The organism is Salinivibrio sp. VGrn1 (genome assembly GCF_009377995.1).
GTDB classification, from domain to species: domain Bacteria; phylum Pseudomonadota; class Gammaproteobacteria; order Enterobacterales; family Vibrionaceae; genus Salinivibrio; species Salinivibrio siamensis.
Genome location: NZ_SATA01000004.1, coordinates 84,010 through 106,929, shown reverse-complemented (window position 1 = coordinate 106,929; position 22,920 = coordinate 84,010). Strand labels below are relative to the sequence as shown.

The following is a 22,920-nucleotide window of genomic DNA, read 5'->3' as shown; positions in this document are numbered from 1 at the left end:
CGCCACGCAGCTTAAAAAAATAAGAGATACATTTTGACTGACTTTACCCAACGGTTAGCGCGTTTAGCGCAAAACCCAGATGCATTAAAGGGGATTGGCCGCGGATTAGAGCGCGAGGCATTACGCATTACGCCAGCAGGCCATTTAGCGCAAACGGCGCATCCAGAGACACTTGGATCCGCGCTGACACACCGTTGGATCACGACGGATTTTGCTGAATCACTGTTGGAGTTTATTACGCCGGTTAACACGTCGGTGAAAGGGATGCTGGATGAGTTGCAGGATATCCATCGCTTTACCTATCAGCAAATGAGCGACGAACAGTTGTGGCCTATGTCAATGCCGTGCGTGGTGGCATCCGAAGATGATATCACCTTAGCGCAATACGGCAGCTCAAATATTGGGCGGATGAAGACCTTGTATCGCCAAGGGCTCAAGCATCGCTATGGCAGTGTGATGCAAGTGATCTCAGGGGTGCATTTTAACATCTCTTTGCCTGAGACATTTTGGCAGCATCTGTACCACTCAGACACGGTAAGCCAAGCGTCAGTCACCCAAGGTTACTTTGATCTTATTCGTAATTATTATCGCCATGGTTGGATGATCCCTTATCTATTTGGTGCGTCACCTGCGTTATGTGGCTCGTTTATCAAGCATGCGCAAAGCCAGTTGCCCTTTGAGCATATGCCGTCAGGTACGTGTTACTTACCCTATGCAACGTCGCTGCGCTTGAGTGATTTAGGGTATACCAATAATGCGCAAGCGGATCTGAAAATTGGTTTTAACACCCTAGAACAATACCTTGAAGGTTTAAGAAGCGCGATTCGTACTCCCTCAAAGGCGTTTGCCAAGCTAGGTATTCGTGATGGCGAGACGTATCGTCAGCTCAACACCAATGTGCTGCAAATTGAAAACGAGCTCTATGCGCCTATACGCCCCAAACGGAATGCCGACAGCGGTGAAAAGCCGACCGAAGCGCTTGAGCGAGGAGGTGTCGAGTACATTGAGGTGCGCTCTTTGGACGTCAACCCATACAGCCCGGTGGGGATTGAAGAGGATCAGATCCATTTTCTTGATCTCTTTGTCTCCTGGTGTGCGTTATCGCCTTCTGAGCCGATGACCGACCCTGAACTTAATTGCTGGCGTGATAATTGGAACAAGATTGTACTCGAAGGCCGCAAACCAGGATTAACCCTAACAACAGGATGTGAGGGCGAGACCCTGACGCAAGCAGAGTGGGGGTTACAAGTGATGGGTGAGCTTAAGCAGTTGGCGAAAGTCATGGATCGCGCGGTCGACGACCATCGCTATGAAACCGTATGTGATAAAATGATCGCCTGTTTTGATAACCCAGAACTCACGCTATCTGGTCGTGTTCTGGCAGACGTTATCGCGCAAGGCGGTATCGGCGGCCTAGGGCTAGGCCTTGCCCGTGACCATAAAGCGGCGCTAGCGGATGTGCCTTACAAGATCCATAGTGATGCCGAGTTTTTACAAGAAGCCAAAGAGAGCGTTGCGCGTCAAAAAGCGGTCGAAGAAAGCGATACACAAAGCTTTGAAGCTTTTTTGAATGCTTATTTTAAAGACGTGCCCATGGCCGAAAGCTGGTAATTGGACGGACGACGATGAGCAGGAAGCGCTTTTTCCGTCATATTGGCGCATTCTTCACCGTGGTGATGGTATCAGGATGTGCCACGCCACCACCGGATAATCCCAATAACCTCTGTGAGATATTCGACCAACACCCAGATTGGTTTGAAGCAGCGGTTGAGATGGAAGCGGATTGGGGAACGCCCATCCAAGTGGCCATGGCGTTCGTCAAGCAAGAGAGCGCGTTTGTGCATGATGCCCTGCCACCCCGTGATTATGTGTTAGGCATCTTGCCGTGGGGGCGTGTTAGTAGTGCCTATGGCTATGCGCAGGCGCAAGACCCGGCTTGGTCTGATTATCAAAAAGCCACAGACAATGGCGGCTCCCGCACTGACTTTGCCGATGCGTTGCAGTTTATTGGTTGGTATACCGATGCAACCTACCGCCAACTCGGGGTGTCTAAATGGGATGTGTATCGCCAGTATTTGGCTTACCATGAAGGTAGAGGTGGATTTCAGCGCGGCTCGTTTGAGGGGAAACCCGGGTTAAAACGCGTGGCGCGTAAAGTCGAACAACAAGCAAAGGACTACGGTTGGCAGCTAAAAGGTTGCCGACAACGACTCGAGGATAATCTGAGCTGGTGGCCATTTTAAGGGGCACTGCGAGGAATAAAGGAGGTAAGATGCCACTACTAGATAGTTTTACGGTTGATCATACACGTATGCATGCGCCAGCAGTGCGGATCGCCAAAACGATGCAAACACCCAGCGGTGATACGATTACCGTTTTTGATCTTCGTTTTTGTCGCCCTAACGAAGAGCACTTGACGGAAAAAGGGATCCACACGCTCGAGCACCTGTTTGCCGGCTTTATGCGTAAGCACCTTAACAGCGATAAGGTCGAGATCATTGATATCTCTCCTATGGGGTGTCGTACTGGCTTCTACATGAGCCTGATTGGGGAGCCCCAAGAGCCTGAGGTGGCGAAAGCATGGGAACTGGCGATGGAAGATGTGCTGGTTGTGCCATCGCAAGACAAGATCCCTGAGCTCAACGAGTATCAATGCGGGACGTATGAGATGCACTCACTCAGCGAGGCAAAAGATATCGCGCGAGCCATCATAGATGCAGGGGTGACCGTGAATAAAAACGATGATCTTTCCTTACCTGAGTCCATGCTACAAACGTTGCGCGTTGACTAGTGCGCCACTGTCTTGAACGTTAACGGCAGTCCTTATTGGGCTGCCGTTTTTCTTGGTATTCATGGCTTTCTCCCTTTTTTGTCTTGATTGCTAGATAAATGCCTGGGAAGTGTAGGCTTTGTTGCATCTTTTTTGCCTCATCAAGCACGCTTCTCGCTTTTCTCGCTGCGTCCGTGCACGGGTTTCGCTAAGCTGACACTGACTTGGAAACAAAAAGGCTGTGGGATAAAAGTGAGTTTACGCACCAGACACCTAAATGACGCGATCCGTTTTTTCCGTTGGTTGACTGGGCTCACCTTGCTGATGGTGATGTCCAGTGCCCACGGATCACTCAATGGCTTTTGGTCTTACGATGAGTACCTTGCCCTGCACCCTGAGCAAAAAAGCTTAACCACCGAATTGGACGCTCAGGTACAAGCAGAGCCGGTGCCTTTTTTAGGTGCCATGGAGCCAATAAAAATCTCTGTGGTGGTGCCAGGCGAGCAAATATCCGATTACTGGCAACGTAACGTACGTGCCTTCGAGCGGCGGCTGAATGCACTTAATATCCCTTACCAGCTCCAACAAGTCACGACGCGCCCCAATACCGATATTCGTGAACAAAGTGCCTCGTTGTATGCGGCGCTGCGTGATGGGGCCGATTACCTCATTTTTACCTTGAACAGTGTGCGCCATCGTAAGTTTATTAACCATGTGTTATCCCAGAACAAAACCAAGCTTATTTTGCAAAACATCACCACGCCCGTAAAAGCGTGGCAAGATAATCAACCATTCTTATATGTGGGGTTTGATCACCAACGTGGTAGCCGTGCATTGGCAACCTATTACCAAGAGCGATATCCTGAAGGCGTGAATTATTCGGTGCTTTATTTTTCGCAAGGTTATGTCAGTGATGCACGGGGAGATACCTTTATTGAAGCCATGAGCTCGCACGCTGATAGCAACTTGCTGTCTGCCTATTACACCAAGGGTGACCGAGAGTCGGGTTACCAGGCGGCCAAAGCGATGCTAAACAATAATCCAACGCTCGACTTTATTTATGCGTGTGCAACCGACGTCGCGTTTGGCGCTGTCCAGGCCCTCGATGAGCTAGGCCGTGACACGGTTGGACTCAATGGCTGGGGAGGTGGCTCAGCAGAGCTTGACGCGATTGCCGCCGGTCAACTTGATGTGACTGTGATGAGAATGAATGATGATACAGGTATCGCCATGGCCGAGGCGATCAAACGTGACATTGAGCATCAACCTGTGCCTGTGGTCTATTCTGGGCGGTTTGAAGTGGTCACTCGCTACGATGATCCCAAGCGAATAGAGGCACTTAAGAAAAAAGCATTTAGGTATTCGGACTAAAAAATGGCCATATCGGGATCGCCGAAGCTGTCACTGTCTCAATTACTGACCCGTTTGATTGTGGTCTTCTTCCTCTTTGTGACGGCCGGGGTGTATATACAGAGTTATCAGCTGACGTTGGCGGGGATTAATCAAGAAATCACCCGCACGCTGACGCAGACGTCTCGCCTGTTGCAAAATGTGTTTGATAGTCGCCTGACCTCGTTGCAAATTCATCAAAATACCAATGCGGCGAGTGTGACACTGCAGTCAATGGTGGCGAATGAGAACAGCGCGGCGTTGGATGACTATTTTATCGAACAAGAGCAACAAGACGTGGCCAACACCCCCGATTTCCGCTTTATCGCCAAAGACGATCGGGTGCTGTGGCATGACGGTAGCAGCCTCTTTCATGGTATTGATCGTGAGCAGTTAGAGCAGCTACGCCTCCAGTTAAGGGGGATTAATCGGTGGGCGTTAACCACCATCACCACAGAGATGGAGCAGAGCTACCTGTTAATGCGACGCACACCGATTGTGTTTCAATCTAACGGCAAGTTGGGGGGCTACTTATATGTGGTGGTGATGCTTAATGGCAACTTCTCGTTTGTCAAAAGTTTGCAGCGCGCCAGTGGCACGCAAGCGGTGTGGTTGTCTGCAGATAATGTCACTCTCGCTTCGACGCTGAGCAGCAACGATGAGATTGGTCGCGACCTTACGCTGCCCTCGCCAGGAGAGAGCCAGGCGTTTCGCCACTATTTGGTGAGCCAAGCCAAGTTACGCATCGCCGGTGAGCCTTCAAAAATTGCTCTGTTGTCGGCACAGCAAAATGACAATGTGGTGGCACTGCAACGGCAAATGGGGATTAACCTGCTGCTGACCACGATGGTGATTATCGTGGCAGCGATCTGGGTTAACCGATTTGTGCAAACGCGCATCGCGGATTCATTGGAAAAATTGATGCGTTATACCCAAGGCGCGCGCTCGCGACAGCGCACCTTGCCTTTTGCGGGCTCGGATATTGAAGAGTTTAACCATATCGGTAAGACGCTGGAGTCCACATTTGATGCCTTGTATGAAAAAGAGCGCTCCCTACAAGACCTGTTTGACTATGCCTTGTCGCCCATCATCGTTTGGGACACCCACTTTGATATCACACGTATTAACCCCGCGGCCAAACTAAAGCTTAACTATGACGAGCAAATCCATGCCTCTAGTTGGCTCTACGACCAGTTTATGTATGCGATTACCCCTCACCTACAACGCGCATTAAACGGGACGATTTTAAAAGGGGTGAATATCGAGATTGATCGTCGAGTTTACCGTTGGAACTTAGCGCCGTTAATGGTCGACAACCAAGTGAAAGCGGTGATTGGGCAGGGGCAAGAAATCACTTCTTTGATTGAGGCGGAGCAACAAAGCCAACGCGCTAAAGAGGCGGCAGAAGCCTCTGCCCGTGCCAAGTCTGAGTTCTTGGCTAAGATGAGCCATGAAATTCGAACGCCGCTCAATGGTATCTTAGGTATAACCCAGATATTGAGTGATAAGGCGAAAGAAAAAGAGCAAAAAGAGCTGCTAGGGAGTCTCTATCAAAGTGGTGAGCACTTACTTACTGTGTTAAATGATGTGCTTGATCTTTCCAAAATTGAACAAGGAAAGATGACTATCGAGCACGGCGACTTTTATCTGCACGACATGATTCGCACGGTTGAGAATATCTATACCCCGATTTGTGAGAGCAAACAAATTGCATTGACCATTGATGCTCCCGTCGCCGATGACACCATGGTGTGCTCTGATCAATCACGTCTGACTCAGATCCTGTTCAACTTGATGAGCAATGCGGTGAAGTTTACCCATGTTGGCAAGGTGGGGATGACCATCAAATTAGTCGAGTCGGGTGAGCAAACACGCTTACATATAGAGGTTAGTGACACGGGGGTGGGGATGAACCAACAAGCGCTATCATCCTTGTTTGATCCCTTTGTACAAGCCGATTCCAGCGTCACGCGCACATACGGAGGCAGTGGCTTGGGCTTATCTATCGTGAAAAGCTTACTCGACTTGCTCGGGGGAGAGATTGATGTGACCAGTGAGCCGGATAAAGGTAGCCGCTTTATGGTCACTGTGCCTGTGGCTGTGACACACGCTAAACCGGCGCAAACCGTAGAGGCCGACCCTTTTGACCCCGCGTCTTTGGGCATAGAGCGGTTGCTGCTGGTCGAGGATAACAAAATCAATGCCATGGTGGCTCAAGCCTTTTGCAAAAAATACCAGATTGATGTTGATTGGGTAAAAGATGGGGAGCAGGCCATCGAGCGTCTCCAACAAGCGCATTATGATCTGGTATTAATGGACAATCATATGCCGAAGCTTGGCGGCATTGATGCGACAAAAGCGATTCGTAAAACGTTGGGCCTCGATGTCCCCATTTATGCGTGCACGGCCGATGCGTACGGTCACGTTCATGAGGCTTTTTATCAAGCAGGTGCCGACTATGTGATTGTGAAACCGATCAAAGAGGCCAGCTTTATTGAAGCATTACGGCATTATACCTGTACGGAAAACAGCTCTTCATGATGGCAGTGGTAACGGGCGATCAGGTGATGGCCTAAAAAGGGCCAAGCACAAAAAAGTGGGGAGTACCCCACCTTTTTTGTGCGTTAATCTCATGGCATGGCTTTTTCAGCGTGCTAGTGCCGTGATATGGCTGATGCGAAGGTGCCCAACTAGCTGTTTACACTCGCTTGTGGTTGCTTAGCCGGCAACACCTTCACTTGCTTAATCATATTGTCTGCGACATCGACAATTTCAATATGGTGGCCATCAATCTCCACGCTTAAGCGGTTGTTAGGGATATCTTCCAAATGTTCGAGGATGAGCCCATTGAGGGTGCGCGGCCCATCGGTTGGTAAAGCCCAATTAAGGCTCTTATTCAAGTCGCGAATATTGGCGCTGCCCTCAATCAGATACCCACCGTCGGTCAATGGTGTGATTTCTTCTGCCAAGCTTGGAGACAATGATGTTGTAAATTCACCCACGATCTCTTCGAGAATATCTTCCAAGGTCACCAAACCTATCATGTCGCCATATTCGTCAACGACCAAACCAATACGTTGCTTATTGCGCTGGAACTTCAGCATTTGCACGTTCAGTGGTGTGCCTTCAGGAATGAAGTAAACCTCGTCGGCGGCACGAAGCAGCGTTTCTTTGTTAAATTCGTTTTTCTCAACCATTAAGCGGTACGCTTTGCGCACGCGCAGCATGCCAACGACTTCGTCGATGGTGTCGCGATAGAGTACCATCCGTCCATGCGGAGCATGAGTGAATTGGCGCATGATCGACTTCCAGTCATCATTGATATTGATCCCGGTGATTTCATTACGGGGTACCATAATGTCATCCACGGTCACTTCTTCTAGCTCAAGAATCGACAGCAGCATATGCTGGTGACGGCGAGGGATCAGACTCCCTGCCTCATTAACAATCGTGCGCAGCTCCTCGGTGCTTAAGCTGTCTTTGCCATCCGCCTTGGCGCCTAATCCCAGTATCCGTAAAAAGCCATTGGTAATAAAGTTCACCAAGCTGACCAACGGATAGAACACTTTCATCAGAATGGTCAGTACAAAACTGCTGATAAAAGAGACCCGTTCCGGGTAGAGGGCGGCGAGGGTTTTAGGGGTAACCTCAGCGAAGACCAAAATCACCATCGTCAGTACCCCGGTGGCGATCGCAATACCGGCATCGCCATAAAGACGCAACCCCAATACGGTCGCGATTGACGAGGCAAGAATATTTACCAGGTTATTGCCGATCAGGATAAGCCCAATCAATCGGTCTGGCCGAGTGAGCAGTTTTTCGACCCGCTTAGCGCCGCTATGGCCTGATTTAGAAAGGTGGCGTAACCGGTAGCGGTTAAGGGCCATCATGCCTGTCTCAGACCCGGAAAAATAACCGGAAATGACGATAAGCAATACCAAAAGGGAAATTAAAATTCCCGTCGATATGTCGTCCAACGAACTGTTCCTTACGTTTGTTTTAAAATCAGAGCCTATGCTCGAGTGTATACTACCGTCACGCGCTGGGGCCGGTTGCCCTCTGTGATGCGCGCGCTGCCTTAACCCGCGATCAGAATCTCACGGACAAAACGGCTGCCAAAATAGGCTAAAGTGAGTAGAAAAGCGCCCACAATACTAAACCAGACCACCCGGCGTCCACGCCAGCCTGATTGATAATGCCCCCAAAGGAGAACGCCATACACGACCCAAGCGGCCATAGAAAGGAAGGCTTTGTGCGCTTTCCCTTGCGCGAACATATCATCGACAAAAATAAATCCTGTCATTAGAGTGAAGGTTAATAGTACCTGACCCACCAAAATGATGTTGAAAAGCTGTCTTTCCACCATCATTAAAGGAGGGACATTGTGATTAATGACCTGGCGTTTTTTATGTTTGAGTTGATAATCCAACCAGGCCAACTGCAGCGCATAGAGCGTAGCGATCATCAAGGTTGAATAGGCGAACAGCGCCAGAAAAATGTGCAATAGCACCTCTGGGTGCGATTCGAGATGGGTAATAAAGGCACCGGGCAGCAGGGTCGCGCTCGCCAAGTTTAGCCCAGCGAAGGCATAAACCACCGGGAGCAAGAACCACAGCCGCAATCGAAAAATTAGCCCTGTGGTCATCATCGCAATGATAAAACTCACCAAGGAGGCGACGTTGAGCATGCTAAGATTCTGTCCTGTGCCGGATAAAATCAGGTCTTTTAACAAATAAGCATGCAGCGCCAGCGCAGCCACGGCGGTGAAAAAGACCGGCTTCGCACTAATTTGATTGTTGCTGGACAAGCCGGGGATGATCTGCAAAATGGCGGCCAGATAAAGCATTGATGCGAATAAGGCTGTCAGAATTTCCATCGTCACCGATCAGTCAGTTAATCAATAAGAATGAAGGTGTGAGTATACCTTGCCTCAATCTTCGTCGCTATCGATACATGCAAGCGATGGGGGGATTGCGGTATAATCTCAGTAATTTCGCGACAGCGATTGCACCCAGATGAAAAATCATGGGCCAATAGGACGAGTGGGCGAGTAACGCATGTTTGAAAACTTATCAGAACGTTTATCCCGGACGCTCAAAAATGTGAGCGGCCGTGGTCGGTTAACGGAAGACAATATCAAAGAGACCCTACGCGAAGTGCGTATGGCGCTGCTGGAAGCCGATGTCGCGCTCCCTGTGGTTCGTGATTTTGTCAAACGCGTCAAAGAACGCGCCGTTGGCATTGAAGTGTCTAAAAGCCTGACCCCAGGGCAGGAATTTATCAAGATTGTCCAAGCCGAGTTGGAAGCGGTGATGGGCGATGCCAATGAAAAATTGGATCTCGCGGCCCAGCCGCCCGCAGTGATTTTGATGGCAGGCTTGCAAGGGGCGGGTAAAACCACCAGTGTGGGCAAGCTGGGTAAGATGCTTACCGAGCAAGAAAAAAAGAAAGTCTTGGTGGTGTCTGCGGACGTGTATCGCCCTGCGGCGATTAAACAGCTGGAAACCTTGGCGGGTGAAGTCGGGGTGGATTTCTTCCCCTCGAGTGCTGACCAAAATCCCGTTGATATTGCCAAAGCGGCGGTTGATCACGGCAAGCTGAAGTTCTACGACGTGGTGATTGTCGATACCGCGGGTCGCTTGCACGTTGACGACGCCATGATGGACGAGATCAAGGACGTTCATAGTGCGGTCAACCCAGTAGAGACCTTGTTCGTGGTTGACGCGATGACAGGTCAAGATGCGGCAAATACCGCCAAAGCCTTTAATGACGCGTTGGCGTTAACGGGTGTGGTATTGACCAAAGTTGATGGTGATGCCCGTGGCGGTGCGGCATTATCGGTGCGCCATATCACCGGCAAGCCGATCAAATTCCTGGGTGTGGGTGAAAAAACCGACGCACTGGAGCCTTTCCATCCTGACCGGGTGGCATCCCGTATCTTAGGGATGGGCGATGTCTTGTCGCTTATCGAAGATCTCGAGCGTAATGTCGATAAAGACAAAGCCGAGAAAATGGCCAAGAAGTTTAAGCAGAAAAAAGGCTTCGACTTGGCCGATTTTCGCGACCAGCTTGAGCAGATGAAGGGCATGGGTGGCATGATGGGCATGATGGATAAGTTGCCTGGGATGTCGAATGTGCCCGACAACGTGAAAGATAACGTTGATGATAAAATGTTCTTGCAGATGGAAGCGATCATCAACTCGATGACACCCCGTGAGCGCCAGCGTCCAGAAATTATCAAAGGGTCGCGTAAAAAGCGGATTGCTGCGGGTTCAGGTACCCAAGTACAGGACGTGAACCGTCTTCTTAAGCAGTTTACCCAAATGCAGAAAATGATGAAGAAGATGCAAAAAGGTGGCATGCGCAACATGATGCGCCAAATGAAAGGCATGATGCCACCGGGTGGTGGCCCAGGTGGGCCTGGCGGATTCATGGGCTAATCAGATAGCGGACTTGCCTGTCAGCCCAGTGCTGGCAGGCAGATCAACTCGCTGTGAGGCTTGGGACAACTGGTGGAAATTTGACTAAACCAGTTGCATTCACAGCAATAAAGAGTAAAATTCCCGAGCTTTATTTTGGCACGAGGCCCCGCATTGCTTACGCGAAACGGGGCCAATTTTATTAAGTAATGCAAATGAGGACGATATGGTAACCATTCGTTTGGCACGTCATGGCGCGAAAAAACGCCCATTTTATCAAATCGTTGTAGCTGACAGCCGCCAGGCGCGCGACGGTCGCTTCATCGAAAAAATCGGTTTCTTTAACCCTGTAGCTCAAGGCCAGGAAGAGAAACTACGCCTTGACCTGGATCGCGTAAACCACTGGGTTAGCGAAGGCGCAACGGTTTCTGACCGTGTGGCTAAGCTAGTTAAAGACGCCGCGAAAGCAGCGTAAGTCTCCAGTGTCAGGGTTAAAAGAAGAAATGAGTGAGCAAGATACTATCGTGGTTGGCAAGCTAGGCGCGTCATACGGTATTCGTGGCTGGCTCAAGATTTTTTCTTACACTGAAGAAGCTGAGAGCATTTTTGCCTACTCTCCTTGGTTTATCCAGGTGCGCGGGCAGTGGCAACGTTTCGAGTTAGAAGACTGGAAACGCCACAACAAGGGGTATGTTGCCAAGCTCAAAGGGCTGGATCAGCGCGAAGACGCGCAGATGCTGACCAATGCTGAGATTGCAGTAGGGACTGAGTCGCTGCCTGCTTTATCAGATGAAGAGTTTTATTGGCGTGAGCTGTTTGGCATGGACGTGGTGAATGCGAAAGGCTACCACCTCGGTACGGTGACTGACATGCTCGAAACCGGCTCTAACGACGTACTTGTCGTCAAAGCCAACCTCAAAGATGCTTTTGGCAAAAAGGAACGCTTAATTCCGTTCCTTGAAGAGCAGGTTATCAAGTCAATTGATCGCACTGCTCAACGGATCGAAGTTGACTGGGATCCTGGTTTTTAAACTCCAACGGTAAGCGAGCGGAAATATGTGGGTTGGCATTATTAGCCTGTTTCCTGAAATGTTCCGAGCGGTCACTGATTTTGGAGTCACGGGCCAAGCGGTAAAAAAAGGGCTGTTAAACGTCGAAACGTGGAATCCGCGTGATTTCACCCACGACAGACACCGTACGGTTGATGATCGACCCTACGGCGGTGGCCCCGGTATGTTGATGATGGTTGAGCCGTTGCGCGATGCTATTCACGCTGCCAAACATGCCGCAGGCGATAAAGCGAAAGTGGTTTACCTCTCTCCGCAAGGGCGCAAGCTCGACCAAGCGGGGGTTGAATCACTGGCTAGCAATGACAAACTTATTTTGATTTGCGGCCGGTATGAAGGGGTAGATGAGCGCATTATTCAAACCCATGTAGACGAAGAATGGTCAGTGGGAGATTTTGTGCTCAGTGGGGGCGAGCTGCCCGCAATGACGCTGGTGGACGCGGTTGCTCGGTTTGTACCGGGTGTACTCGGCGACATGGCGTCAGCAGAGGAAGACTCCTTTGCTAACGGGTTGTTAGACTGTCCACACTACACACGTCCAGAAGTGTTAGACGGGTTGGGGGTACCAGAGGTGCTAAAATCCGGCAATCACAAGGACATTCGTCGCTGGCGATTAAAGCAATCGCTAGGTCGCACTTGGCTACGACGACCAGAGCTCCTGGAAAACCTAGCTCTGACTGACGAACAGGAATCACTACTTGCCGAGTTCATAAAAGAACACCGTGCAAGTGCCGAATCAAATTGAGTTTCAGTTTATTCTAGGGTTATAAACAATGAGTAACATCATCAAGCAGCTCGAAGAAGAGCAAATGAAAAAAGACCTGCCTGAGTTTCAAGCAGGTGACACTGTCCTGGTACAGCTTAAAGTAAAAGAAGGTAACCGTGAGCGTCTGCAGCCATATGAAGGTGTGGTTATCGCTAAGCGCAACCGTGGTCTACACACTGCATTTACCGTACGTAAAGTATCAAGCGGTGAAGGTGTAGAGCGTACTTTCCAAATCCATTCGCCAGTTATCGACAGCATTACTGTTAAACGTCGCGGTGCAGTACGTCGTGCCAAACTGTACTACCTGCGTGAGCGTTCTGGTAAGTCAGCTCGAATCAAAGAGCGTCTTAACAAGAAGTAATCGCCCTCGGCGTTTATTGCTCAAAAAGCCCGTCCACTTGGACGGGCTTTTTTATTGTCCTCAACTAACCGCTTAACCGCTCTTACAACCGTTTATTCGGCCATGCGACCACTCACCGACAAAGCAGATGAATGTGGCGGCCATGTAGGCAAAATGACATCTGTACCCTACTAAAAGATTGACAGCTTAGCTGCTAACGACACGGAGAACAGCGATGTCCTGGTTTTTATTATGCGTGGTGACCTTGATTGTGGGCTATTTCACTTACGGCACCTTCATTACCAAAATCTTTGGGCCTAAGCCGCAAAAAGCGACACCGGCCATGAGCATGAACGATGGCGTGGATTATGTGCCGCTGTCGGACAAAAAAGTCTACCTGATTCAGCTTTTGAATATTGCTGGGTTAGGTCCCATCTTTGGCCCGATTCTCGGTGCCTTGTACGGTCCTGTAGCCATGTTGTGGATTGTGTTTGGCTGCATTTTTGCGGGGGCTGTCCATGATTATTTCTCAGGCATGCTAAGTGTCCGCGCAAATGGCGCTTCTGTGCCTTCTGTGGTCGGCGAGCATCTGGGTAACTTCGCTAAACATTTTATGAACTTCTTTGCGGTGTTGCTCTTGATGTTGGTCGGAGTGGTATTTGTGCTCGGTCCCGCCAAGTTGTTGGGTAGCTTGTCAGAGATGAGCGTGGCGATGTGGGTGGGTATTATCTTTGCCTATTATGTGCTGGCGACAGTGGTACCCATTGATAAAATCATCGGCCGTTTTTATCCCGTGTTTGGTGCCTTGCTTGTCTTTATGTCGGTCGGCTTGATTATCGGCTTGGCCGTGAGCGATCACAGCTTCTACAGCCAAGGGCTAGACTTTGCGACTAACTTCCACCCAACTGATCTACCACTGTGGCCATTGCTGTTTATTACTATCGCTTGTGGAGCAGTATCCGGCTTCCATGCCACCCAGTCGCCATTGATGGCGCGCTGCATGCAAAATGAAAAGTCAGGGCGTTTTATCTTCTACGGCGCGATGATCGGTGAAGGTGTGATTGCACTTATCTGGTGTAGCCTGGGCTTGAGCTTCTATGAGTCGAGTGAGGCGCTTAATCAAACGCTGGCTAACGGTGGCCCGGCTGCGGTGGTGCATGAGGTTTCTACCTCGCTACTTGGCACCGTGGGAGGCATTATGGCGGTCTTAGGCGTGATAGTGCTGCCGATTACCTCGGGTGATACCGCTTTCCGCTCTGCGCGTCTGATTATCGCCGACTTTCTGAAAATTCAGCAAAAACCAATGGTGAAGCGCCTGATGATTGCAATCCCCATGTTTGTGGTGGGCTTTTTGATCACCAAAGCGGAGTTTGGCGTGATTTGGCGTTACTTCGGCTGGGCCAACCAAACCACCGCGATGATCATGCTATGGGCTGCGGCGGCTTACCTGATTAAACGTGATAAGTTGCACTGGGTGTGCACGATTCCGGCGATGTTTATGACCGCAGTGACTGTTACCTACTTAGCTAACGCTGAAATCGGGTTTAGCCTACCGATGAATATCGCTACCATCATCGGCGTGGGGGCGACAATTGCTGCCACTATCGCTTTCTTTGTCGGCTACAAACCGAATCCACAGTTGATCGCGGATGAGAAATGATGGTCATGTCATCAGAGCGACTAGCGTGTATGCCCATGGATTGATTTTTATCTAAATGATTGGTCTTACGGCAATATCTGCGCAAATACGCTAAGATCTAAGCCTCAGCTTCTGCTGGGGCTTTTTTATGTAGGGGAAGGGTTTAGCATGATAAAAACGTTTTTTGCACTATGGGGTGTCGTACTGTTGGTCGGATGTGCCGCATCGACTACCCAAGGCTTGGTTGATGAGCAGAACTGGTATGGACTTGGCGAGCAAGATGGACAGCGCGGGTTGCCACAGCGCTCGTTAAGCGATTTGCGGACGTTAGCCTCTGAGGCTGGCGAGACCATCAATGCCAACTATCTCGATTACGAGCAAGGCTATATTCATGGTATTGACGCCTATTGCGATCCCAAGCATGCCTACCAACTGGGATTAGATGGCAACCCCTATATGGGCGTGTGTGAAAGTCGCCCTGGCTCTCAGCGTTTTAGAATGGAGTGGCAGCGCGGCTACAACGACTTTCAAAGCCAAGCAAATGGGCTTTTCTACTAACGCGCGGTGAGAGTTACTGGCATAAGCCCAGCTTGTCTTTCAGTGTTTTGAGATAGCGGCGGCTCACAGGTACCACATAGGCAGATTGCGTGATCACTTCGGCAAGGCCGTTGTCGAGTAACTGGATTTCGCGGATAGTGGCCGGATGCACTAAGTATTGGCGATGACAGCGTATTAAGGGGGTTTTGTCTTCCAAAACCTTGAGTGAAAGGTGCGTGGTAGATTCGCCTTTTGCGGTGAGTAGCGCGACCCCACTTAGCGCCGTACGTGCGACCTCCACCTCTTGGTGAGGGATCAACGTAATTCGATTGTGTCCGGCGCAAGGGAGCAAATCCAACGCGGGCGTGATCACTTGGTAGTCGTGTTTCTGGCTCAGCTCACGGGTGAGTTTTTCCAGTGATTTCTTCAATCGTCCAGTTTCGACGGGTTTGAGCAAATAGTCGAATGCATTGTCCTCAAACGCTTGTACAGCGAATTCATCATAGGCGGTCACGAACACCACCTTGGGCATGGTGGCGGGGTCGAGCATCGCGAGTAGCTCTAAACCGGTCACGCGAGGCATCTGAATATCTAAAAACACCACATCGGGGCGGGTTTGATTGATGGCTTTCAGCGCGTCGATGGCATTGTTGCACTGTCCAACCACCTCAACGCCACCGAGTGCCAGTAACTCATCTTCCAAGGCTTCACGCGCATGAAGCTCATCATCAACAATCAATGCCTTGATCATCCCTGTCTCTCCTTGTTGGGGGCTTGATAGGTTAAGGGAAGAGTGACGGTTGCCCGCGTCCACACATCGGGCTGACAGGTCATTTTCAGCGCGTATTGGCTACCAAACAACCCGCGCACGCGCTTATCGACAATACGCATCCCTAGCCCTGAGTGTTGTGCTGCCGGTTGATAAAGCCCGGCATTATCTTCCACTTGTAAATACAGGCATTCGCCTTCTTGCCAGCCACGGATCACAATTTTACCGCCTGCCATCAATTGACTGATCCCATGCTTCACGGCGTTTTCAACCAAAGGTTGTAAGGTAAAGCTTGGGATCACCGCGTGTAAGATAGCCGGGTCAATCTGCTTTTCAACACTCATACGATCGGCAAAGCGGGCATGTTCTAGCTCTAAGTACGCATCAAGATGACTCAGCTCTTGCTCAAGCGACACCGTTTCGCGGTTTTGCTTGAGGTTGCTGCGAAAGAAGGTTGATAAGTGCTGGATTAATTGGCGAGCACGTTCCGGCTCACGCCTGACCACCGCACTAATGGTATTTAAGGCATTGAACAAAAAGTGCGGGTTCACTTGGGCGCGCAACAAGTTTAACTCGGCTTGGGTGAGCAAGCTTTGTTGGCGCTGATAACGCCCGGTCAAAATCTGGTTGGAGAGGAGTCGCGCGATCCCCTCACCCATGGTGACATTGATCGCCGAGAAGAGTTTCCGTTTAGGCTCATAAAGTTTCACCGTGCCTAGCACATAACCATCACCGCCGCGCAAAGGGATCACCAGCACTGAACCGAGTTTGCAGTAAGGTGATAGCGAACAGCAGTAGGGCGTATCGGCGCCATCGATATAAATTAATTGATCATCGGCAATCGCGCGACGGGTGTAATCTGAGGCAATGGGTGTACCGGGCAGGTGGTGATCATCGCCAATCCCGGTAAAGGCGAGGATCTTTTCGCGATCGGTAATCGCAACGGCGCCGACCCCTGTCTCTTGTTGAATAATGGCGGCGACCTGTTCACTGCTTTGCTGATTAAAGCCGCTACTCAAAATACCGACCGAGCGTTCAGCAATTTTTAGCGCCTTACTGGAAAACGCCGCTGAATAGCGTTCGAACAGGGTTTTGCGGTCGACAATAATGCTCATAAACATCGCGGCACCGACTGAGTTAGCGATCACCATGGGCGCAGCAATCGCGCTGACTAACTCGTATGCACGGCTAAAGGGCTCAGCCACCGCGAGAATAATCGCCATTTGCACCAGCTCGGCGACAAACGTCACCCCTAACACTACGGTAGGGGAAAATAAACGGCTGGTTTGGTTGCGGGACACTAAGTAGCGGTGCATTAAACCACCAATTAACCCTTCGGAGGTCGTCGATATAGCGCAGGCGAGATCGGTAAAGCCGCCTAAACTGTAACGGTGCAGCCCGCCTGTCAGCCCAACCAAAAACCCCACGACCGGCCCGCCCAGTAATCCTCCCATCACCGCGCCAATTGCGCGAGTATTGGCAATCGCATCTTGGATACTTAAACCAAAGTAGGTGCCGAGAATACAAAAGCCTGAGAAGAGGAAATAACAAACGACTTTATGCGACAGCCGTCCTGAGATACTCAGTAGTGGCATAAACGCCGGCGTTTTACTCAGCAAATAGGCGATCACTAGATAAACGCTCATTTGCTGCAAGAGGGAAAGAACCAGGGCCATAACCACCCACACAAAAATGACGGATAGGTTATAGTAACGATTGACGGTTTAAGACTCTATCTTAAATTAGACTGTAAACTTAAATTTACTAAGTAAATTAAATGATACACTCACTATTGCTTTTAGAATAGAGCCTGGTATTGTCTGTGTAAAACCTAATGAACAACTCAAGGCAAGGCTATGCAGCAAGACTCGGTAACCAATATCCACATTCGTGACGAGCAGGTGCTTCTCACACCAGAGCAGCTCCGTGCCCAGTTCCCGATTGAAAAAAGTACTCGTGCGGCGATCAGCCAAGCGCGACAAACCGTGGCGGATATTATTCACAAACGCGATCACCGCTTGTTAGTGGTGTGTGGCCCTTGCTCCATTCATGATGTTGAGGCGGCCAAAGATTACGCGCGTCGTCTGAAAGCCTTGTCGGATGAGCTGAGTGATCATTTGTTTATTGTGATGCGGGTTTACTTTGAAAAACCACGCACCACCACTGGCTGGAAAGGCTTAATCAACGATCCGCATCTGGATGGCAGCTTTGACGTGGAGTCTGGCTTAAAGCAAGCGCGTGGTTTGCTCACGGATTTAGCGCAAATGGGGATCCCGCTGGCCACTGAAGCACTGGATCCGATCAGCCCGCAATACATAGGCGATCTGTTTAGCTGGGCGGCGATTGGTGCGCGCACCACCGAATCACAAACCCATCGTGAAATGGCCAGTGGACTGTCGATGCCAATCGGCTTTAAAAATGGCACGGATGGCAATCTGGCCACCGCCACCAATGCGATGAAAGCCGCTGCGTCTGGGCACCGGTTTATGGGGATCAACCAAGCCGGCCAAGTAGCGTTATTGAATACCCAAGGTAACCCAAACGGCCATGTGATCCTGCGTGGCGGCAAGCAAACCAACTACGACTCAGTCTCCGTCGCTGAATGTGAGCAGCAAATGGAGGCCGCGGGACTAAATCCGTCTCTCATGGTGGATTGTAGCCACGCGAATTCACGTAAAGATTATCGTCGCCAACCGCTGGTGGCGGAAGATGTGATCCATCAAATTAAACAAGGTAACCGCTCTGTGATTGGCTTGATGATCGAAAGTCACCTCAATGCTGGCAACCAATCAGCGGATCTGCCGAAAGATGAGATGGCGTACGGTGTGTCGATCACCGATGCGTGCATTGATTGGGCGTCTACCGAACAATTGTTGCGTCATGCTCACCAAGAGCTGGCAACCTCTCTTCAACAACGTATTCAACAGGGCTAAATCATGGTGGCAGAACTGAGCCGATTGCGCGATCAAATCGATGATGTCGACAAACAAATGGTGAGCCTGCTCGCGCGCCGTTTAGAGCTGGTCGCAGAAGTGGGAGAGGTAAAAAGCCAACATGGCTTGCCCATTTATGCGCCGGACCGTGAAGCAGCGATGCTCGCTTCGCGTCGTCAAGAAGCACAGTCGCAAGGCGTGCCACCAGACTTAATTGAAGATGTCCTGCGTCGTACTATGCGCGAATCGTACAGCAGTGAAAACGACTCTGGCTTTAAGTGTCTAAACCCAGATTTACGCCAGGTCGTAGTCATTGGCGGTAAAGGGCAGCTAGGGGGATTGTTCGCGCGCTTGTTTGCGCTTTCTGGCTATCAGGTCACTGTGCTGGATAAAGACGATTGGGTGCATGCGGATACCTTGCTGGCTGACGCGGGTATGGTGGTGGTGTCGGTACCCATTGACGTTACGGAAGCGGTCATTAATCAATTGACCCAACTGCCAGATGACTGCTTATTAGTGGATCTCACCTCCATCAAATCAGGTCCGCTACAAGCGATGTTAGCCGCGCATTCAGGCCCAGTGGTTGGTCTACACCCGATGTTTGGCCCCGATGTGGCCAGCCTTGCCAAGCAGGTGATTGTTTATTGCGACGGCCGACATCCTGAGGCATACCAATGGTTGCTCGAGCAATTTCGGATTTGGGGCGCTGGGCTACATCGGATCAGCGCCATCGAGCATGATGAAGGCATGACGCTGATCCAAGCGCTGCGCCACTTTACGTCGTTTGTTTACGGGGTCCATCTGGCAGAAGAAAACCCCAATTTAGATCAGCTTACCGCGCTAAGCTCACCGATTTATCGCTTAGAGCTTGCCATGGTGGGGCGCTTGTTCGCCCAAGATGCGGGTCTGTATGCGGATATTATTATGTCCTCGCCGCAAAACCTGGCGATGATCAAACGCTTTTACCAGCGTTTTGGGGAAGCGATTGACTTGCTCGAACAACATGATAAGTCCACGTTTGTCGATGCCTTCGCGCAAGTGGAAAACTGGTTTGGCGACTACGCCCCGCGCTTTTTACAAGAAAGCCAAGGCTTGTTGCGACAAGCCAACGACGCCACCCACCGCACCGTGACCTAGTCAGGCTCACCTTTTCAAGGGGGCAGGAGGGTAGAGAGCCACACAGATAAAGTGAGATAGCGTGTATATCGATATGAGGGACTAAGAACTGGATCGCATGGATAAAGTGATAGGGTATTTATAATCAGGCTCGCACGTGGAAAAGTGAGTCTTTGTAGTAGTCTAAGCGGATTCGAAAGTATTATTTCGTCGCTATGAGATGTACGGTTATTGCGTGTTTGAGGCTACAGCAAGCGGTCGAAAGCGTATTAGAACTATCGTTGCAGAGTCTGTGATTTAGGGATATAGTTATCGAGCGGTTGGAAACAATCTATGGTGTGCTGCCTTGTTGTAGTGCGCTGAGCTCGTAGCTCTTTCCGCCGCCTTCTTTCCCCCATTTCCTTTCGTAGCGACTCTCTATTATCTTAGGGGTTCGTATATGTTTTTGTTGTACGCAGATGAATCCGGCACGCCTGGTGGCGCAGACCAAGAGCATTTTGTTCTCGCTGGCTTTAGTGTGTTCGAGCGCTCTGCACATTGGCTTTCTCTTGAGTTAGATAAAATCGCGGCAATCTTCAATCCACAAGACCCCCACGCTGTTGAACTCCACGGCGCCCCCATGCTTGCGGGGCGAGGCTTTTGGCGGAAGTTTGATAAAGAGTTGCGCCTAAAAGCGATCAAACAGGCTCTTAGCTTAATTGATGGGCGTAAATTTAGAATATTTGCATCAGTTGTAAGAAAAGGTGCCATCTCTCCAAATGATCCGGTTCATTATACCTTTCAACAAATTGTAACCCGCTTCGATCATTTCTTAGCCAGACAACATGTTCACTTCAATAATACCCAAAGAGGTCTGATTCTTTTTGACAAGAGCAGCAAAGAAGCACCGATTCAAGCACTCGCTAAAGCGTTTAAACTCGATGGTCATGACTGGGGGCGGCTGAGGAATATGGCAGAAGTCCCTGCCTTTATCGATTCTGAAGCAACAAGATTGATTCAACTCGCGGACCTGATTGCTTACGCGTTGTTTCGTTATTACGAAAAAAAGGACGGTCAGTTTTTCGACCTTATTGAGCGAAAATTTGACTATTTTGGGGGTGTTCAGCATGGACTTCACACGGTGGTTTAAGCGATATGATAATGATTAAAGCGCCAAAAGCCCACATCGTGGGCTTTTGGCGTTAATGGCTACTCGCGATTATTCGTTGCTGTCCGGCAGCGATACTTCGGTGGGGGAAATGGTCTCTGACGGGTAGCAACCGAGCACTTTTAGGTAACGGGTCAGGGTGGTGAGCTCGTCCAGTGCACTTTGCATCAGGTTGCTGGCCATATTAGCTTCAACATCGACGTAAAACATCTCTTCCCATGGGTTGCCAAGCACGGGCCGAGATTCGAGCTTGGTCATATTGATGCCGCGCTCGCGCAGTACCATTAAACACTCCACCAAGGAGCCAGCTTGCTGCGAGGTCGACATGATAAAGGTGGTCTTGGCAGGGGTCAGTGACGACACTTTAACCGGCTTGCGGGCCACGACAATAAAGCGGGTGTGATTTTGCTGTTGGTTGGCTATCTCGCTCTTAATCGCGGTTAAACCGTAAAACTCACCACTTGCCGCATGACCAATCGCGGCGACGTTGGGCTGGTTTAAATCCGCTACTTGTTGCATGGCTTCAGCGGTGCTGGAGCAATAAATCTTCTTCACTTTACCCAAGGTGTCAATGTATTCGCTGCATTGCTGGTGCGGCTGCGGGTGGGCATACAAGGTATCAATTTGACTTGGCTCTTGGTCACCGACGGTAAGCAGGCAATGGTCGATAGGCAGCGTGAGCTCACCGACAATCGATAAACGCGTGTGCTGCAGCTGATCGTACACTTCATTGATTGAGCCAGAACTGGTGTTCTCTACGGGTAAGATACCGTAATCGGCATGACCAGTTTCTACCGTTTCTACCACCTTTTTAAAGCTGTCGCAGGCCATTTCCACCAGTTCGGTTTGCTTGCGGCTAAAGTATTGGCGCGCGGCGAGATAGGAATATGAGCCCTGGCTGCCCAAGAAAGAAACCCGTGCCACTGGACGCTGATTGTCTGGGTTGGCCAGGTTTTGCAGATAGCGCTGCTGGATAAGTACCGAGTCTTCGATAATGGTGTGAAACAGACTCAATACATAGTGGGCGTCTAGCTGGTGATCTTGCGCTTTGGTCACCAGTTTTTCTAATAAGGCTTGTTCACGGGCTTGATCGCGAATCGGTTTTTGCACGGCGACTTTGTTTTTGGCGACATCTAGGCTTAAGCGACGGCGCTCGGCCAATAGTGTCAGCAGCTCTTGATCAAGCTGGCTTATGCGCGTGCGTATCTCATCCAGTGGGCGTGGTGTGTCTGGCATACATTATCCTTGTTCTAATACAAAAAAACCTCCCGGTTGGGAGGTTAGTGCGCCAGGCTGATTAGGCTTAGCACGCTTCCTCCCGCGTTGGCGAGATAAAAAAGAAGCGAAAAAAACGAACGAGAATCAGCATTGGGCGTTGTGTTGTTATGTTTGCGTATGGATTAACCATATGGGGCGCAGGCAGGCGTGTCAAGGATCAAAAAGCCCCGCGAGGGCGGGGCTAACATGTTTAGCGAGTTAGGTGTTGCGCTGAGGGTTAGATTTCCTCATCGGCTGGATTTTCTTCCATCGCAACCGTCGCGGCTGACTTATCGTTACGGCGCGCTTCGCCTTTGTGTTGGACCTTATTCAGTTGCTTCTCGAGTTTTTGGCCCACCTCGTTAATCGCTTTGTACATGTCGTCGCTTTCGGCAGAGGCAACCAGTGTTGAACCTGGTAGCCCAGCTTTCGCTTCCACTTTGAACTGGTGGTTTGGCTCCTTACTGATCACAGCATGAGGATTGATGAGTGCCACCTGCCACTTGGCCAGCTTTTCAAAGCGGCTTTCGATGCGCTCACGGATGGCGGGAGTGATTTCGATGTTTTTGCCTGCAATTTCCACTCTCATACTCTTTCCTCTTTGTTCCCCTGTATTAGGTTCATCTTCAGATTACCGCTTTCCATTATTGATAACGTGACTTAGCTCATGTTTAAAGGGGGGAAGGATATCGATAGAAGGATCTGTGAGCACCTGCGAATCCTGACACCGAAAAGGTCGGAAAAGCCTTGAACTCAATGCCAAAAATGCTA

At 50.3% G+C, this 22,920-nt stretch carries 21 protein-coding genes; 15 read left to right on the top strand and 6 right to left on the bottom strand.

The features are described from left to right. Positions 1–33: 33 nt before the first annotated feature. The 5 genes from gshA to EHW56_RS07895 all read left to right on the top strand — a co-directional run bounded on the left by gshA (position 34) and on the right by EHW56_RS07895 (position 6,700). Positions 34–1,611: a glutamate--cysteine ligase gene (gene gshA, locus EHW56_RS07915; protein WP_152799497.1), complete on the top strand. Its 1,578-nt coding sequence runs from the start codon at positions 34–36 to the stop codon at positions 1,609–1,611. Between the two features lie 14 nt (positions 1,612–1,625). Beyond that, on the top strand, positions 1,626–2,243 hold the full coding sequence (locus EHW56_RS07910; protein ID WP_046074116.1) for a hypothetical protein: 618 nt from the start codon (positions 1,626–1,628) through the stop codon (positions 2,241–2,243). Positions 2,244–2,272: 29 nt separating this feature from the next. After that, entirely contained in the window at positions 2,273–2,791 is a 519-nt protein-coding gene (luxS, locus tag EHW56_RS07905; RefSeq protein WP_046074117.1) for an S-ribosylhomocysteine lyase, read from the top strand. A gap of 303 nt (positions 2,792–3,094) precedes the next feature. Continuing rightward, the gene (locus EHW56_RS07900; protein WP_152795094.1) at positions 3,095–4,141 is read left to right on the top strand and encodes a substrate-binding domain-containing protein; all 1,047 of its coding nucleotides are present in this window, start codon (positions 3,095–3,097) and stop codon (positions 4,139–4,141) included. Positions 4,142–4,144: 3 nt separating this feature from the next. Then, the gene (locus EHW56_RS07895; protein WP_152799496.1) at positions 4,145–6,700 is read left to right on the top strand and encodes a LuxQ periplasmic sensor domain-containing protein; all 2,556 of its coding nucleotides are present in this window, start codon (positions 4,145–4,147) and stop codon (positions 6,698–6,700) included. Between the two features lie 149 nt (positions 6,701–6,849). Here the strand turns inward: EHW56_RS07895 and EHW56_RS07890 are convergent, their stop codons facing one another. Both EHW56_RS07890 and EHW56_RS07885 read right to left on the bottom strand, forming a co-directional pair. Further along, positions 6,850–8,136: an HlyC/CorC family transporter gene (locus EHW56_RS07890; protein WP_046074119.1), complete on the bottom strand. Its 1,287-nt coding sequence runs from the start codon at positions 8,134–8,136 to the stop codon at positions 6,850–6,852. 101 nt (positions 8,137–8,237) lie between these two features. Beyond that, the gene (locus EHW56_RS07885) at positions 8,238–9,035 is read right to left on the bottom strand and encodes an inner membrane protein YpjD (protein WP_152794917.1); all 798 of its coding nucleotides are present in this window, start codon (positions 9,033–9,035) and stop codon (positions 8,238–8,240) included. A 181-nt stretch (positions 9,036–9,216) separates the two neighbouring features. Between EHW56_RS07885 and ffh the strand changes: the two genes are divergently transcribed. The 7 genes from ffh (at position 9,217) to EHW56_RS07850 (ending at position 14,948) form a co-directional block, all read left to right on the top strand. Further along, complete coding sequence (ffh, locus tag EHW56_RS07880; RefSeq protein ID WP_046074121.1) at positions 9,217–10,599, top strand: signal recognition particle protein; 1,383 nt, start codon at positions 9,217–9,219, stop codon at positions 10,597–10,599. A 205-nt stretch (positions 10,600–10,804) separates the two neighbouring features. Then, positions 10,805–11,053: a 30S ribosomal protein S16 gene (rpsP, locus tag EHW56_RS07875; RefSeq protein ID WP_046074122.1), complete on the top strand. Its 249-nt coding sequence runs from the start codon at positions 10,805–10,807 to the stop codon at positions 11,051–11,053. Positions 11,054–11,081: 28 nt separating this feature from the next. Further along, the gene (gene rimM, locus EHW56_RS07870; RefSeq protein ID WP_077666533.1) at positions 11,082–11,609 is read left to right on the top strand and encodes a ribosome maturation factor RimM; all 528 of its coding nucleotides are present in this window, start codon (positions 11,082–11,084) and stop codon (positions 11,607–11,609) included. A gap of 25 nt (positions 11,610–11,634) precedes the next feature. Continuing rightward, on the top strand, positions 11,635–12,390 hold the full coding sequence (trmD, locus tag EHW56_RS07865) for a tRNA (guanosine(37)-N1)-methyltransferase TrmD (protein ID WP_046074124.1): 756 nt from the start codon (positions 11,635–11,637) through the stop codon (positions 12,388–12,390). A gap of 28 nt (positions 12,391–12,418) precedes the next feature. After that, entirely contained in the window at positions 12,419–12,772 is a 354-nt protein-coding gene (gene rplS / locus EHW56_RS07860; protein WP_046074125.1) for a 50S ribosomal protein L19, read from the top strand. A 214-nt stretch (positions 12,773–12,986) separates the two neighbouring features. After that, positions 12,987–14,411, top strand: a complete 1,425-nt coding sequence (locus EHW56_RS07855; protein ID WP_046074126.1) for a carbon starvation protein A — start codon at positions 12,987–12,989, stop codon at positions 14,409–14,411. A gap of 150 nt (positions 14,412–14,561) precedes the next feature. Continuing rightward, entirely contained in the window at positions 14,562–14,948 is a 387-nt protein-coding gene (locus EHW56_RS07850) for a DUF2799 domain-containing protein (RefSeq protein WP_077650551.1), read from the top strand. 13 nt (positions 14,949–14,961) lie between these two features. Here EHW56_RS07850 and btsR read toward each other — a convergent pair whose 3' ends face one another. Further along, on the bottom strand, positions 14,962–15,678 hold the full coding sequence (btsR, locus tag EHW56_RS07845) for a two-component system response regulator BtsR (RefSeq protein ID WP_152794915.1): 717 nt from the start codon (positions 15,676–15,678) through the stop codon (positions 14,962–14,964). After that, positions 15,675–17,372 carry a sensor histidine kinase gene (locus EHW56_RS07840; RefSeq protein WP_152794913.1) on the bottom strand — a complete coding sequence of 566 codons (1,698 nt, stop codon included), beginning with the start codon at positions 17,370–17,372 and terminating at the stop codon, positions 15,675–15,677. Before EHW56_RS07840 ends, btsR begins: the two co-directional genes overlap by 4 nt. Positions 17,373–17,552: 180 nt before the next feature. Here EHW56_RS07840 and EHW56_RS07835 point away from each other — a divergent pair, with 180 nt between their 5' ends. The 3 genes from EHW56_RS07835 to EHW56_RS07825 all read left to right on the top strand — a co-directional run bounded on the left by EHW56_RS07835 (position 17,553) and on the right by EHW56_RS07825 (position 20,874). Then, entirely contained in the window at positions 17,553–18,629 is a 1,077-nt protein-coding gene (locus EHW56_RS07835) for a 3-deoxy-7-phosphoheptulonate synthase (RefSeq protein WP_046074130.1), read from the top strand. Between the two features lie 3 nt (positions 18,630–18,632). Next, positions 18,633–19,766: a bifunctional chorismate mutase/prephenate dehydrogenase gene (gene tyrA / locus EHW56_RS07830; protein WP_152794911.1), complete on the top strand. Its 1,134-nt coding sequence runs from the start codon at positions 18,633–18,635 to the stop codon at positions 19,764–19,766. Positions 19,767–20,184: 418 nt separating this feature from the next. Then, positions 20,185–20,874 carry a DUF3800 domain-containing protein gene (locus EHW56_RS07825; RefSeq protein ID WP_152794909.1) on the top strand — a complete coding sequence of 230 codons (690 nt, stop codon included), beginning with the start codon at positions 20,185–20,187 and terminating at the stop codon, positions 20,872–20,874. A gap of 69 nt (positions 20,875–20,943) precedes the next feature. Here the strand turns inward: EHW56_RS07825 and pheA are convergent, their stop codons facing one another. Both pheA and hpf read right to left on the bottom strand, forming a co-directional pair. Further along, positions 20,944–22,128 (bottom strand): prephenate dehydratase, encoded by a 1,185-nt coding sequence (gene pheA, locus EHW56_RS07820; RefSeq protein ID WP_152794907.1) that lies wholly within the window; start codon positions 22,126–22,128, stop codon positions 20,944–20,946. A gap of 259 nt (positions 22,129–22,387) precedes the next feature. After that, the gene (gene hpf / locus EHW56_RS07815) at positions 22,388–22,738 is read right to left on the bottom strand and encodes a ribosome hibernation-promoting factor, HPF/YfiA family (RefSeq protein ID WP_046074133.1); all 351 of its coding nucleotides are present in this window, start codon (positions 22,736–22,738) and stop codon (positions 22,388–22,390) included. Positions 22,739–22,920: the final 182 nt, after the last annotated feature.

Bases quoted from the DNA above. Each gene is read 5' to 3' on its own strand.
- EHW56_RS07910 (WP_046074116.1), top strand. From the start codon at position 1,626: ATGAGCAGGAAGCGCTTTTTCCGTCATATTGGCGCATTCTTCACCGTG.
- luxS (WP_046074117.1), top strand. From the start codon at position 2,273: ATGCCACTACTAGATAGTTTTACGGTTGATCATACACGTATGCATGCG.
- EHW56_RS07900 (WP_152795094.1), top strand. From the start codon at position 3,095: ATGGTGATGTCCAGTGCCCACGGATCACTCAATGGCTTTTGGTCTTAC.
- EHW56_RS07895 (WP_152799496.1), top strand. From the start codon at position 4,145: ATGGCCATATCGGGATCGCCGAAGCTGTCACTGTCTCAATTACTGACC.
- EHW56_RS07885 (WP_152794917.1), bottom strand. From the start codon at position 9,035: ATGGAAATTCTGACAGCCTTATTCGCATCAATGCTTTATCTGGCCGCC.
- ffh (WP_046074121.1), top strand. From the start codon at position 9,217: ATGTTTGAAAACTTATCAGAACGTTTATCCCGGACGCTCAAAAATGTG.
- rpsP (WP_046074122.1), top strand. From the start codon at position 10,805: ATGGTAACCATTCGTTTGGCACGTCATGGCGCGAAAAAACGCCCATTT.
- rimM (WP_077666533.1), top strand. From the start codon at position 11,082: ATGAGTGAGCAAGATACTATCGTGGTTGGCAAGCTAGGCGCGTCATAC.
- trmD (WP_046074124.1), top strand. From the start codon at position 11,635: ATGTGGGTTGGCATTATTAGCCTGTTTCCTGAAATGTTCCGAGCGGTC.
- rplS (WP_046074125.1), top strand. From the start codon at position 12,419: ATGAGTAACATCATCAAGCAGCTCGAAGAAGAGCAAATGAAAAAAGAC.
- EHW56_RS07855 (WP_046074126.1), top strand. From the start codon at position 12,987: ATGTCCTGGTTTTTATTATGCGTGGTGACCTTGATTGTGGGCTATTTC.
- btsR (WP_152794915.1), bottom strand. From the start codon at position 15,678: ATGATCAAGGCATTGATTGTTGATGATGAGCTTCATGCGCGTGAAGCC.
- EHW56_RS07840 (WP_152794913.1), bottom strand. From the start codon at position 17,372: ATGGCCCTGGTTCTTTCCCTCTTGCAGCAAATGAGCGTTTATCTAGTG.
- EHW56_RS07835 (WP_046074130.1), top strand. From the start codon at position 17,553: ATGCAGCAAGACTCGGTAACCAATATCCACATTCGTGACGAGCAGGTG.
- tyrA (WP_152794911.1), top strand. From the start codon at position 18,633: ATGGTGGCAGAACTGAGCCGATTGCGCGATCAAATCGATGATGTCGAC.
- EHW56_RS07825 (WP_152794909.1), top strand. From the start codon at position 20,185: ATGTTTTTGTTGTACGCAGATGAATCCGGCACGCCTGGTGGCGCAGAC.
- pheA (WP_152794907.1), bottom strand. From the start codon at position 22,128: ATGCCAGACACACCACGCCCACTGGATGAGATACGCACGCGCATAAGC.
- hpf (WP_046074133.1), bottom strand. From the start codon at position 22,738: ATGAGAGTGGAAATTGCAGGCAAAAACATCGAAATCACTCCCGCCATC.